The 12,549-nt window shown below is 38.5% G+C and carries 14 protein-coding genes; 1 reads left to right on the top strand and 13 read right to left on the bottom strand.

Annotation, left to right across the window (positions count from 1 at the left end; all coding sequences use genetic code 11):
- Positions 1-38 precede the first annotated feature (38 nt).
- On the top strand, positions 39-2,324 hold the full coding sequence (locus B5D82_RS08245; RefSeq protein ID WP_081150673.1) for a S9 family peptidase: 2,286 nt from the start codon (positions 39-41) through the stop codon (positions 2,322-2,324).
- 215 nt (positions 2,325-2,539) lie between these two features.
- Here the strand turns inward: B5D82_RS08245 and B5D82_RS08240 are convergent, their stop codons facing one another.
- The 13 genes from B5D82_RS08240 to B5D82_RS08180 all read right to left on the bottom strand — a co-directional run bounded on the left by B5D82_RS08240 (position 2,540) and on the right by B5D82_RS08180 (position 12,451).
- Positions 2,540-3,100 (bottom strand): YceI family protein, encoded by a 561-nt coding sequence (locus B5D82_RS08240; protein ID WP_081150671.1) that lies wholly within the window; start codon positions 3,098-3,100, stop codon positions 2,540-2,542.
- 33 nt (positions 3,101-3,133) lie between these two features.
- Positions 3,134-3,694, bottom strand: coding sequence for a cytochrome b (locus tag B5D82_RS08235; RefSeq protein WP_081150669.1), 561 nt, complete (start codon positions 3,692-3,694; stop codon positions 3,134-3,136).
- Positions 3,695-3,917: 223 nt separating this feature from the next.
- Entirely contained in the window at positions 3,918-4,664 is a 747-nt protein-coding gene (locus tag B5D82_RS08230; RefSeq protein ID WP_081150667.1) for a complement resistance protein TraT, read from the bottom strand.
- 66 nt (positions 4,665-4,730) lie between these two features.
- Positions 4,731-5,084, bottom strand: coding sequence for a hypothetical protein (locus B5D82_RS08225; RefSeq protein WP_425429881.1), 354 nt, complete (start codon positions 5,082-5,084; stop codon positions 4,731-4,733).
- Positions 5,085-5,459: 375 nt separating this feature from the next.
- The gene (locus B5D82_RS08220) at positions 5,460-5,876 is read right to left on the bottom strand and encodes a F0F1 ATP synthase subunit epsilon (RefSeq protein WP_081150665.1); all 417 of its coding nucleotides are present in this window, start codon (positions 5,874-5,876) and stop codon (positions 5,460-5,462) included.
- 57 nt (positions 5,877-5,933) lie between these two features.
- A complete protein-coding gene (atpD, locus tag B5D82_RS08215; RefSeq protein WP_081150663.1) occupies positions 5,934-7,319 on the bottom strand; it encodes a F0F1 ATP synthase subunit beta in 1,386 nt (461 codons plus the stop codon).
- A 57-nt stretch (positions 7,320-7,376) separates the two neighbouring features.
- The gene (gene atpG, locus B5D82_RS08210) at positions 7,377-8,237 is read right to left on the bottom strand and encodes a F0F1 ATP synthase subunit gamma (RefSeq protein WP_081150661.1); all 861 of its coding nucleotides are present in this window, start codon (positions 8,235-8,237) and stop codon (positions 7,377-7,379) included.
- Between the two features lie 27 nt (positions 8,238-8,264).
- Positions 8,265-9,806 (bottom strand): F0F1 ATP synthase subunit alpha, encoded by a 1,542-nt coding sequence (gene atpA, locus B5D82_RS08205; protein ID WP_081150659.1) that lies wholly within the window; start codon positions 9,804-9,806, stop codon positions 8,265-8,267.
- A gap of 13 nt (positions 9,807-9,819) precedes the next feature.
- The gene (gene atpH, locus B5D82_RS08200; protein WP_081150657.1) at positions 9,820-10,353 is read right to left on the bottom strand and encodes a F0F1 ATP synthase subunit delta; all 534 of its coding nucleotides are present in this window, start codon (positions 10,351-10,353) and stop codon (positions 9,820-9,822) included.
- A 14-nt stretch (positions 10,354-10,367) separates the two neighbouring features.
- Positions 10,368-10,838 carry a F0F1 ATP synthase subunit B gene (gene atpF, locus B5D82_RS08195; RefSeq protein ID WP_081150655.1) on the bottom strand — a complete coding sequence of 157 codons (471 nt, stop codon included), beginning with the start codon at positions 10,836-10,838 and terminating at the stop codon, positions 10,368-10,370.
- 32 nt (positions 10,839-10,870) lie between these two features.
- Complete coding sequence (gene atpE, locus B5D82_RS08190) at positions 10,871-11,098, bottom strand: F0F1 ATP synthase subunit C (RefSeq protein WP_077284459.1); 228 nt, start codon at positions 11,096-11,098, stop codon at positions 10,871-10,873.
- A gap of 172 nt (positions 11,099-11,270) precedes the next feature.
- Positions 11,271-12,041, bottom strand: a complete 771-nt coding sequence (gene atpB, locus B5D82_RS08185; RefSeq protein ID WP_081150654.1) for a F0F1 ATP synthase subunit A — start codon at positions 12,039-12,041, stop codon at positions 11,271-11,273.
- Between the two features lie 17 nt (positions 12,042-12,058).
- Positions 12,059-12,451, bottom strand: coding sequence for an ATP synthase subunit I (locus tag B5D82_RS08180; protein WP_245807588.1), 393 nt, complete (start codon positions 12,449-12,451; stop codon positions 12,059-12,061).
- Positions 12,452-12,549: the final 98 nt, after the last annotated feature.

Here is a 12,549-nt window from a genome sequence, read left to right as displayed (position 1 = left end):
TAATCCTATTTTTATAGCTATTAAAGAAAAGGTTATTCATGGTTTCAAAAATTAAATCTATATCTTCAAGTGCCGTTTTAGCGTGCTTAGCTTTTAATGCTAGCGCCGAATCATTAAGCATTGAAAAATATCAGCAAGCCGAACGTAAACTCGCCAAGCATACTGAAAACTTGGTTTTCGGCACTGTTGAACAAGCAAGTTGGACTGAAAACAACACGCTTATATACCAAAGTAACACCGAGCAAGGTACACAGTTTTTTTCAATTGACGCTGTAACAAAAACAAAACGGTTAGCCTTCAATCATCAAAAACTTGCCAGTGCATTAGCACGTATTACTGAACAAGAAGTTAACCAAGAAAAACTCCCTTTTTCTCGCTTCGATATTATTACTAATAAGCTAATTTCACTTAAAGTAGATAACGAGTCTTACCAATGTAATATTGAAAATTATTTATGTAAGCTAAGTAAAGATACCATTAAGAGTGATGAACTTGCTTCACCAGATGGTATGCAGGCAGTTTACATTCATGAGCATAATTTATGGTTACGTAACCTTAGCAATAATACTAAAAAGCAGTTAACGCATGACGGCATACAAAACTATGGTTATGCGACAAACAACGCTGGCTGGGTTCGTGGTAAAAAGCCGGTTGTAAAATGGTCTCCTGACTCAAAAAAATTGACCACTTTCAAACATGACAGTCGTAACGTTGGTGAAATGGGCATAGTGTCTACTGCCGTAGGCCACCCTAAAATCGATGTTTGGAAATACCCATTACCGGGTGATGAAAATATTTTCAAAATTCAACGTGTGGTAATAAATATTGAGCAAGCGAGCGTCGTTGTGCTTGATATGCCTGCAGATGATCACAGATCGACCATAACAGATCATGTTGCTGGCCGAGATGGCAGCTTATTAGATATTGATTGGTCGAGCGATAGCCGCCATTTTGCCTTTGTTTCATCAACTCGTGATCACAAAACCGCAACACTAAAAATAGCTGATGCACTTACCGGTAAAGTTCGTACGATCTTTACTGAAACGGCACAAAGTTTTTTCGAATCTGGTGTTAGTAGCATTAGCTGGAAATACCTAGATAAAAGTAACGAGTTTATTTGGTTTTCACAGCGTTCAAACTGGGGACATTTATACCTAGTTAATGCTGAAACCGGAGAGATTAAAAATCAGATAACAAAAGGTGATTGGACCGTATTGGCATTGCTCAATGTCAACCAAGAAACGGGTAAATTGATTTTTTCAGGTGCAGGAAAAGAAGGTGGTGATCCTTACTTTCATTATCTTTACAGCATTAATAAAGACGGATCAGATTTAACCTTATTAACCCCAGAGAAAAAACACCATCGTATTACTTTAAGTAATGATGCTAAATATTTCTTAGACCAAGTGTCGACACCAAATCAACCAGAAACTAGCTTTATTCGCAGCACTAGCAGTAAATCTGGTTTTATCGTCGAACAAATGGATATTAACAAGCTTACCGCTACTGGCTGGCAAGCACCAATTCCCTTTATCGTTAAAGACCGTAATAACCAGCATGATATTTACGGGTTGATGTATAAACCTAGTGATTTTGACGCCAGTAAATCTTACCCTGTAGTTAATTATTTATACCCAGGACCACAAGTAGGTAGTATTCGTGGCCGCCACTTTAGAACGGCTAGAGGCGATAACCAAGCCATAGCTGAACTTGGCTTTATTGTTATCGAAATTGACGCGTTGGGTACACCTGGACGTTCAAAAAGCTTTCACGAATTTTATTATCAAAATATGGGCGATAGTGGTATTCCGGATCAAGTAGCCGCGATTAAACAATTAGCAAAAAAATATCATTGGATAGACAGCACACGCGTTGGTATTTGGGGGCATTCAGGCGGAGGCTTTGCTTCAACACGTGCGTTATTAACTTATCCTGACTTTTATTCAGTCGCTGTCTCTCAAGCCGGTAATCATGATAATAGAAACTATGCGGATGAGTGGGGTGAAAAGTACCATGGCGTATTAGTAAAAAATGAAGATGGCACGACTAACTACGACAGCCAAGCAAATCAATTAATCGTTGATAATCTCAAAGGCAAGTTACTTATCGCTCATGGCACAACGGATACCAATGTGCCGCCATATAACACCTTAATCGTCGTTGAAGCGTTAATTGCCGCGAATAAGGACTTCGACATGCTGATGTTACCCAATCGAGGCCATGGCTTTGCTAGAGAGCCCTACATGATGCGTAAGCGTTGGGACTACTTTGTACAGCACTTAATGGGGTTAACACCACCTAAAGAGTTTACTTTTATTAAGTAACTTAACCTGTTTATGGTCTATTTATATAAACCGATATTGTAATAATACCAAATTGATTAATTAAGTGATCTACTTTTCATTTTAACCATTAGAAATGAGCCGTTAATTAATCAACTTGGTATAATATCGGTTTTATATTAATCAACTTCTATAAGCATCAAATACAAGACACAAAAAAAGGGCCTAAGCCCTTTTGCGATTTATATTACGATGCTTTATTGACGAATACCTTCAATATGTAATATTAAGTCAACTTTACCAAAATCTTTTTTAAAGCCAAACTCACCCATGCTAATAGTTGATGTGCCGCTAAAGCCTGCACGGTAACCACCCCAAGGGTCTTTACCTTCACCTATTGTTACAGCGTCGATAACCAAAGGTTTAGAAACGCCATGCATGGTAAAAGTACCTGTGATGGCAAGTTTACCGTTACCTTTATCTTCAACTTTGTTACTAACGAATGTTGCTTCCGCAAATTTACTGACATCTAAAAAGTCGTCTGAACGTACATGTTTGTCACGTTTAGCATGGTTCGAATCAAAACTTGAAGTATCAATTGTTACATTTACTTTAGACGCTGATATATTATCTTTGTCATAAGAAAAGTTACCAGAAAAGTCATTAAATCGACCAGCAAGTACACTAAAGCCTAAATGACTAGCTTCAAAATTAATTGAGGCATGTGCCCCTTCTGTGTCAATTACATAATCAGCTGCTGAAGCAGTCATTAATACGGTAGAAGTTAATAGTGCGCTAGCGAGTAATATTTTTTTCATATCTATTCCTTTAATTGATTGTTTACCTAAATACTATGTCTTAGTCATACGTTTAAGCGTGTTATCTTTGTCAATAAAATGGTGCTTTAATGCAGCCAATGCATGTAACAAAGCAAAAGTAATCATGGCGTATGCAACGTAATAATGTACTAATCCTGAAATGTCTTCTTGATTTTTTATAGTCAATACAATGGGTGTGACATTAAACCAGTCAAAAACAGCAATGGCTTTTTCATTTGCACTGGTGATTAAAAAACCTGAAACCAAAACAGTGAATAGCGTGACGTACAATATGAATATCATTGAAGTCGATGCTTTTTTCTCAATAGCTGTATGAGTTTCTATGTCCGAAGGAGAGCCTGCAAAACGACGCCAAACTAGTCTAAAAAGCGTGAAACCTAATAATAATATACCAACACTTTCATGCCAATGAGGTACTAATTGATACCATTGGCTGCTGTAATCTAAGTCTACCATCCAATAACCTGAAGCAAATAATACAATAACCGTTAATGCCGAAAGCCAGTGTAATAATTTACTCAGTAAGCCATATTGCTGCGGACTATTCTTCCACAATAATTGATTGCGAATCATTGTATCTCTTAAAAATGACTATTTTATTTAGTTTAGCTACTCACGAGCCATATACCTAGTTATTCTAGCGCATAAACATGCCATTGGTCTCATTTTACTACTATCTATATAACTAATTTGATATCAGATTTACTTTTATTTGAAATAGTATTTAGATGTGCTATTGCGAAAAAAACCACAACCCTAAAAGAGATGTGGTTTATCAATTTAAATAATTTTAGCCCTAAAAAAATGCCGACATCGCGTATGCTGTTTTATCAAACATTAACGGTTGTGCTTCTTCAAGTTCTAAGTTGGCTTTATTTGCAGTAGTTACAACTCTAGTTCGATATTCTTTTAAGTTTGTTGCTTCGGAGTAAGTTTGAGTCGTTGCGCCATCATCAGATATTTTTGAGTTCACCTTAGAATCTCGACGTACAATAACACCTTTTTTAGCTCGCTCTTTTATTTGCACATCTGCTACAAGTAAATACACCACATCTTGTACAAATGCATTAGCGACAGTTGAAGCTAAACCTACAGCGAGCCCTGCAACAGCAGCTCCTCGATATGAACTACCTGTTGCTGCTGCAGCAACCGCTCCAATACCTGCCCCTTGAAAGCCAGCACCTAATGCAGATGAAGCAGCTTCGGGTGTTGTTTTCTCTAAGTTTCTAACGAAAACACTCATTCTATATTGTGATTTCTCTGGATCATCCGTTAACGTATAACCATTACCACTGTTAACTAATTGCTTTGATATAGCCTTTCTAAAAGAGTTACGATCAAACTCCATTACAGCACTTCTTACTTCAAGGTAAATTTTTCTTTGTGCCTTTGGAACAGGGTCAACAAAAATAGATGTACTGAGCTTTGTTTGCACATCTAAATCCCTTTTTGCTACTGAAGTGTGAATTGCCGAACAACTCGCTAGTGTCGTAATAATTAAACTAACAAAACTAATTTTGATAAACTTATTCCATTTTCTCATTGTTTTTTCCTTTATTTAGTTAATATTTTGAATAATTTTACATCTGCATTAAGTGGAACGTCCTTGTTAATAGTAATAACGGCCATGATATCGGTGGTAATAACGACAATTTCTATATTGAGTCCAGTTGTGCCTTAATAAGTCTCTACATGTGTAACCTGGTCGCCAATAGCTCCCGCTATACTCAGCAGGTTTAACGTTTTTTTCCAACATGCTTTTTATATAAGAATCGACTTCTTTTGGGCGCTCTGCCAAGAAAGGTTTAGACAAAACCTCTGCATTCATCTGTGCTTGGGCTTTTGCTAATGCATCATCTTCTTCACTAGCAAAAGTACTTATTGATACACTAATAAATAAGAGTGAATATGTAACCTTATTCAAAATATATCTGCTTAATAAAAATATACGCTTTCCATTCATAAATAATCCTTAAGCCACATTTATGTCTGTGATCATGCTATATATTCATATAGTACGGTTTATAAGAAATTTCCAGTCTTGGACAATATTATCTAATAGCATTTAAGCAATTGCAGATTATATTTATCCCCTCAATAGAGCTTAGAATAAGCAATGAGTGCTAAATTAAGCGTTTTAATGTCATGAATTTCTGTTATCTAAGATTATATTATCGTAGCTATTTTTATTTGGGGCATAGCATTAATATAGAAAACCTAAAGGTAGGTTTATGGGTAAGAGCTTTAATCAACTTTATAATATTCAGACAATAAAAAAGCGACTATTTACCGAGGTAAAAAGTCGCTTATTTGATCACTAAAACTTAGTGTTAGCTAGTTATCTGCTTGAAGCTTGTATGACACGTAATTGTGCGACAGCGCGAGCTAATTCAGTTGCAGCTTCAGCATAATCGACGTCGCCGCCATGATCATTTAAGTGCTTCTCTGCTCGCTCTTTTGCTTCTAGTGCTTGTTGTTCATCTAAATCGGCAACACGTATAGCAACATCTGCTAGTACGGTAACGTTATTAGGTTGAACTTCGAGCATACCGCCAGAAAGATAGATAATTTCTTCTACGCCATCTTCCTTAACGATTCTTGCCATACCAGGTTTTAGTGAGGTCAGTAAAGGTGCATGACCAGGCATAATGCCTAACTCGCCTTCACTACCTGTGATCTGTAATGATGAAATGCTTCCAGAGAATAATTCCTCTTCTGCACTTACAACACTCAGATTAACAGTTGGTATTGCCATTTTGACCTCCTAATTGGTGACTAAATTACTTATTCAGTAACAAGCCACCAGCCTTCATTACATGTTTTTAGCTTTTTCAGCTGCTTCTTCAATAGAACCAACCATGTAGAAAGCTTGCTCAGGTAAATCATCGTACTCGCCTGCAAGTAATCCTTTAAAGCCACTGATAGTGTCTTTAAGTGATACATACTTACCAGGTGAACCGGTGAATACTTCAGCAACGAAGAACGGTTGAGATAAGAAACGTTGAATCTTACGTGCGCGATTCACTGCTAATTTATCTTCTTCAGATAACTCATCCATACCTAAGATGGCGATGATATCTTTAAGTTCTTTGTAACGTTGTAATGTTGATTGAACACCACGGGCAGTTTCATAATGCTCTGTACCAACTACTAATGGATCAAGTTGACGAGAAGTAGAATCTAGTGGGTCAATGGCAGGGTAAATACCTTGCGAAGCAATATCACGACTCAATACAACCGTTGCATCTAAGTGAGCAAAGGTTGTTGCTGGAGATGGATCGGTCAAATCATCTGCTGGTACGTATACCGCTTGGATTGAAGTGATTGAACCTTTCTTCGTTGACGTAATACGTTCTTGAAGAACACCCATTTCCTCAGCAAGTGTTGGTTGGTAACCAACGGCTGATGGCATACGGCCTAACAATGCAGATACTTCCGTACCAGCAAGGGTATAACGGTAGATATTATCTACGAAAAATAATACGTCACGACCTTCGTCACGGAATTTTTCAGCCATAGTCAAACCAGTAAACGCTACGCGTAAACGGTTTCCTGGAGGCTCGTTCATTTGACCGTAAACTAACGATACTTTATCAAGTACGTTAGAGTCGTTCATTTCATGGTAGAAATCGTTACCTTCACGAGTACGCTCACCTACACCAGCAAATACTGAGTAGCCGCTATGCTCGATCGCGATGTTACGAATAAGTTCCATCATGTTAACGGTTTTACCAACACCAGCACCACCGAATAAACCAACTTTACCACCCTTAGCGAATGGACATACTAAATCGATTACTTTGATACCAGTTTCAAGTAGTTCATTAGACATCGCTTGGTCAGCATAAGCTGGCGCTGCGCGGTGAATTGACCACTTTTCTTCTTCGCCGATTGGGCCAGCTTCATCGATAGGCTCACCCAATACGTTCATAATGCGACCCAACGTACATGTACCTACTGGTACTTGGATGTTATTACCTGTGTTTTCTACATTCAGACCACGACGCAAACCGTCTGATGAACCCATAGCGATAGCACGAACTACACCACCACCTAATTGCTGTTGTACTTCTAGTACTAAGCCTGAAAGGTCACCTTCAGTTATGTTTAACGCGTCATATACCTGAGGTACAGCATCTTGTGGAAATTCTACATCCACAACTGCGCCAATGATTTGGACGACTTTACCTGTACTCATGTTTAATCCTCTAATCTTGTGCTCTTATTTACTAAAAAATAAACAAAGAACCTTTGCTTATACCGCTGCTGCACCAGCACAAATTTCACCCAATTCTTGAGTAATACTTGCTTGACGCGCTTTGTTGTATACCAATTGTAAATCATCAATTAAGTCACCCGCGTTATCAGTTGCAGACTTCATTGCAACCATACGAGCGGCTTGTTCACATGCGAGGTTTTCAACCACACCTTGATATACTTGAGATTCTGTATAACGAACCAATAAATGTTCAAGTATTGCTTGAGCATCCGGTTCGTAAATGTAATCCCAGCGATGCTTAATAGCGTCATCATCTGACTTAGGCAAAGGTAAAAGTTGATCGATTGTCGGTTTTTGCGTCATCGTATTAACAAACTTGTTATATACGATGAACAATCTATCTATCTCACCATTGTCATAGGCATTTAACATCACCTTTACACTACCAACTAAGTCAGTAAGTGAAGGGGTGTCACCTAATCCCGAAATTTGTGAAACGACTTTAGCGCCCATATTGTTGAAAAATGAAGTAGCTTTAGAACCGACTACAGCAAATTCAACTTCAGCGCCTGCTGATTGCTGTTTACCAGCATCAGCAAGTACTTGTTTAAACAAGTTAATGTTTAAACCACCACACAAACCACGGTCTGTTGAGACTACGATATAACCTACACGCTTGGCTTCACGTTCTTCCATATATGGATGACGATATTCTAGATTACCAAGCGCGATGTGACCGATCACATTTCGCATATTTTCAGCGTATGGACGAGAGGCAGCCATGCTATCTTGCGCTTTACGCATTTTGCTTGCTGCAACCATTTCCATTGCGCTGGTGATCTTCTGTGTATTTTTTACACTTCCAATCTTCGATTTTATCTCTTTACCACCGGCCATGACTATTCTCCGAAAAGGTTAACTAAATTACCAAGTTTGAGTAGCTTTGAAAGCTTCAATCGCTTTCGCTAAACCAGACTCGATATCTTTGTTATAGTCGCCTTTTTCATTGATTGTAGCCATCAACTCAGCGTGTTCATTGTTTACGTATGAACGTAATGCATCTTCAAAATCAACAACTTTGTTGATTGCGATATCATTTAAAAAGCCTTTTTCTGCGGCAAATAAAGATACAGCTGTTTCAGCAACTGACAATGGACTGTATTGCTTTTGCTTCATTAATTCAGTTACACGTTGACCATGCTCTAATTGAGCACGTGTCGCGTCATCTAAATCTGAGGCAAATTGAGCAAACGCTGCTAATTCGGCATATTGTGCTAATGCTAAACGAATACCACCACCTAACTTCTTGATGATTTTAGTTTGAGCAGCACCACCAACACGTGATACAGAAATACCAGCGTTAACAGCAGGACGAATACCTGAGTTAAATAGGTTAGATTCTAAGAAAATCTGACCATCGGTAATTGAGATTACGTTAGTTGGTACGAATGCAGATACATCACCCGCTTGCGTTTCAATGATAGGTAATGCTGTTAAAGAACCTGTTTTGCCTTTAACTGCGCCTTTAGTGAAACGTTCAACGTATGCTTCGTTTACACGAGCAGCACGTTCAAGTAAACGACTGTGAAGATAGAAAACGTCACCTGGGTAAGCTTCACGACCTGGCGGACGACGTAAAAGTAATGAAATTTGACGGTAAGCAACTGCTTGCTTAGACAAATCATCATATACGATTAATGCATCTTCACCACGATCTCGGAAGTATTCACCCATAGTACAGCCAGAATATGCTGACAAGTACTGTAGTGCAGCTGCTTCAGAAGCACCAGCAACAACAACGATAGTATTATCTAACGCGCCGTGCTCTTCTAAAGAGCGTACTAAGTTAGCAACGGTAGAGGCTTTTTGGCCAATAGCAACGTATACACACTTAATACCGGTGTTTTTCTGATTGATGATTGCATCTAATGCGATAGCAGATTTACCAATTTGACGGTCACCAATGATAAGTTCACGTTGGCCACGTCCAATTGGAATCATTGCATCGATTGATTTAATACCTGTTTGAACAGGCTCATCAACAGACTTACGATCGATTACGCCTGGTGCCATCATTTCAACTGGAGCAAAACCATCGTTTTCGATAGGTCCTTTACCGTCAATTGGTTCACCAAGTGTATTAACAACGCGGCCTAATAAGCCACGTCCTACTGGTACTTCTAAAATACGACCAGTACATTTTACTTTAACGCCTTCAGCTAGATCCGCGTAAGGACCCATAACTACCGCACCGACCGAATCACGGTCAAGGTTTAACGCGATAGCAAAGCGATTGCCAGGAAGTTCAATCATCTCACCTTGCATTACATCTGCAAGGCCATGAATACGAATGATACCATCTGTTACAGAAACGATAGTACCTTCATTTCGAGCTTCACTAACTACGTCAAACTGTTCAATACGACTCTTGATCAGTTCAGCGATTTCAGTGGAATTCAGTTGCATACTCTGTTCCCCGTTAGGATTGCATTATTGTTGCTAAGCGGCTCAATTTACCTCGTACTGAACCATCTATTACCATGTCACCAGCTTTTATTACTAAGCCAGAGACTACGTTTGCATCAATCTTACAATTAAGTTTTACTTTTCGAGCCAAACGCTTTTCAAGCGCAGCGCATAATGTAGTTTCTTGTCCAGCTGTTAATTCAACAGCTGAAGTTACATCCACAGAAAGTGTTTTTTCATGTTCCGCTTTTAATTCGCGAAACTGAGCAACAACCTGTGGTAGCACCAATAAACGTTGATTTTCAGCCATCACTTTAATTAAGTTTTGGCCATTGCTATCGAGTTGAACATCACAGACTTTCAAAAATATGTCTTGTGCTTGCTCTACTGACGCGCCACCAGAAAGATATTCTTTAATGGTGTCATCGTTAGCAACTTCTGCAGCGAAAACTAGCATTTCTAACCAGCTTTCTATTGCATTTGCTTCGATAGCAAAATCAAACGCCGCTTTAGCGTAGGGACGAGCGATGGTTGTCAATTCAGACATAAGCTCATTTCCCTCTAAAGTTCAGCTACAAGTTTATCTAAAATGTCGCTATGTACAGCGGCATCAATTGAACGCTCAAGAATTTTCTCGGCACCAGCAATCGCAAGAACAGCCACTTGTTGGCGCAATTCTTCTTTAGCTTGGTTACGTTCAGTATCAATTTCTGCATGACCAGAAGCTAAGATTTTTTCTTTCTCAGCTTGTGCTTTAACTGCAGCTTCTTCAATTATTTGAGCTTCACGCTTTTTAGCAGCTTCTACAATGCCAGCTGCTTGCGCTTTAGCGTCTTTTAATTGTGCTGAAGCTTTCTCTTGAGCAAGCTCAAGATCTTTAGCGGCACGGTCAGAAGCAGCAAGACCATCAGCAATAATTGCTTGACGAGCTTCGATGGCACCAATAATTGGTGGCCATACATACTTCATACAAAAAATTACGAATACGATAAATGCGATTAATTCACCAACTAAGGTCATATTAAGATTCATTTATGTATCTCCTATTCAAATTCGCGTTTAAATTAAGCTGGAACACCAACTGCGAATAATAGGTATAAGCCAATAGCAACACCGATCATTGCGATAGCATCGATAAGACCCGCTACGATGAACATTTTAACTTGAAGTTGAGGTGCTAATTCAGGTTGACGCGCAGCAGACTCTAAGAATTTGCCACCAAGTAAACCAAAACCAATCGCAGTACCAAGAGCACCTAGACCGATTAATAAAGCAACAGCGATATATAACATATTTATCTCCGATTATTTAAGTAAAGTTATAAAGTTAAAAAACTAAGGTTGAAACTGTTATTCATGCCCTTGTTACCTTGTGAGTAACAAGGGCAAAAAATCTAATTTTTCAGGCATCCTGCCTTACACCCCAAGGGGCCGAATAAATTCGTGCTAATTTGTTTCCTACAAATTAGTGATCTTCGTGCGCTAGACTCAAATATAGAATCGTTAGCATCATGAAGATAAACGCTTGTAATGGGATAATTAACAAGTGAAAAGCAGCCCATAAAAAGTGTACTGGTAATTGGAATACACCAATTGTCGCAATTAATAAGAAGATTAATTCACCAGCGTACATGTTACCAAACAAACGAAGTGCTAGTGATAACGGACGAGCTAGTAATGTAACCATCTCTAAAATAAAGTTAACCGGGTAGAGCGACCAATGACCAAAAGGTTGAGTCGTTAACTCTTTAATAAATCCACCGATACCTTTTACTTTAATTGAGTAGTAAAGGATAAGAACAAAAACACCTAATGCTAAAGCAAAGGTCATATTTGGATCTGTTGTTGGTACCGCTTTCATGTAATGAACACCAAACAACTCAAAAATACGTGGTATTAAATCTACCGGTATCCAATCCATTGCGTTCATTAACAATACCCATACAAATATGGTTAGTGCTAATGGCGCGATAACAGGGTTTTTACCGTGAAAGGTACTTTTAACACTGTCATCAACAAACTCAACGACCATTTCAACTGCACATTGCAACTTACCAGGCACACCGGTACTTGCTTTTTTGGCAACTGAACGAAACAACATGATAAATACCAAACCTAAAAACACCGACCAACCAAGCGTATCTATGTGAACGGTCATGAAACCTTCACCGACAGATAAATTGGTTAAATGGTGTTTAATATATTCTTGGCTGGTAATTTCCGCACCTGAAGACATATTAATTATCCCAATGATTAAAGTTTAAACAAAAATGGTGTTAATAACGGCAAAGCCACTACTAAACAAAAACTGCTGAAAAAAGCTATTGGCTCTATCGCTAAAAATCTGAAGGCTAGCGCAAACAAAACGGCCGTTAATACTATTTTCAATTTTTCGCCACTATAAAAAGAATCTAAGACCTTTTCTGACGATCTTGCTCCGGCATATTTAAATGCTTTATGAGCGAAGATAAAATTAGGGATTATACTGATTGCTCCACCTGCTAATACAGAGTGTGCAAAAGATAATCCCCAAATAAAATATGTTGCTACACTGCAAGCCAAAACGATGATTATCGAAATCAATATTTGCTTAAAAGCAAACTTTCTTCCTGGTTTAGCTAACTCATTATGAATAAATAAACTCACCAGAAACTCCATACGACATTTTTCGTAATGCTTACAGTTTTTTGAAGAGGAATATTCATCTTCAAAAAGCCGACGCAAGTATACTTAATTACAGGATG

Source organism: Cognaticolwellia beringensis (assembly GCF_002076895.1).
GTDB lineage: Bacteria > Pseudomonadota > Gammaproteobacteria > Enterobacterales > Alteromonadaceae > Cognaticolwellia > Cognaticolwellia beringensis.
This window is presented reverse-complemented; position numbering and strand designations above follow the sequence as displayed.

Excerpts from the sequence above, each read along its gene's own strand:
- B5D82_RS08245 (WP_081150673.1), top strand. The coding sequence starts at position 39 with ATGGTTTCAAAAATTAAATCTATATCTTCAAGTGCCGTTTTAGCGTGC.
- B5D82_RS08240 (WP_081150671.1), bottom strand. The coding sequence starts at position 3,100 with ATGAAAAAAATATTACTCGCTAGCGCACTATTAACTTCTACCGTATTA.
- B5D82_RS08235 (WP_081150669.1), bottom strand. The coding sequence starts at position 3,694 with ATGATTCGCAATCAATTATTGTGGAAGAATAGTCCGCAGCAATATGGC.
- B5D82_RS08230 (WP_081150667.1), bottom strand. The coding sequence starts at position 4,664 with ATGAGAAAATGGAATAAGTTTATCAAAATTAGTTTTGTTAGTTTAATT.
- B5D82_RS08225 (WP_425429881.1), bottom strand. The coding sequence starts at position 5,084 with ATGAATGGAAAGCGTATATTTTTATTAAGCAGATATATTTTGAATAAG.
- B5D82_RS08220 (WP_081150665.1), bottom strand. The coding sequence starts at position 5,876 with ATGGCAATACCAACTGTTAATCTGAGTGTTGTAAGTGCAGAAGAGGAA.
- atpD (WP_081150663.1), bottom strand. The coding sequence starts at position 7,319 with ATGAGTACAGGTAAAGTCGTCCAAATCATTGGCGCAGTTGTGGATGTA.
- atpG (WP_081150661.1), bottom strand. The coding sequence starts at position 8,237 with ATGGCCGGTGGTAAAGAGATAAAATCGAAGATTGGAAGTGTAAAAAAT.
- atpA (WP_081150659.1), bottom strand. The coding sequence starts at position 9,806 with ATGCAACTGAATTCCACTGAAATCGCTGAACTGATCAAGAGTCGTATT.
- atpH (WP_081150657.1), bottom strand. The coding sequence starts at position 10,353 with ATGTCTGAATTGACAACCATCGCTCGTCCCTACGCTAAAGCGGCGTTT.
- atpF (WP_081150655.1), bottom strand. The coding sequence starts at position 10,838 with ATGAATCTTAATATGACCTTAGTTGGTGAATTAATCGCATTTATCGTA.
- atpE (WP_077284459.1), bottom strand. The coding sequence starts at position 11,098 with ATGTTATATATCGCTGTTGCTTTATTAATCGGTCTAGGTGCTCTTGGT.
- atpB (WP_081150654.1), bottom strand. The coding sequence starts at position 12,041 with ATGTCTTCAGGTGCGGAAATTACCAGCCAAGAATATATTAAACACCAT.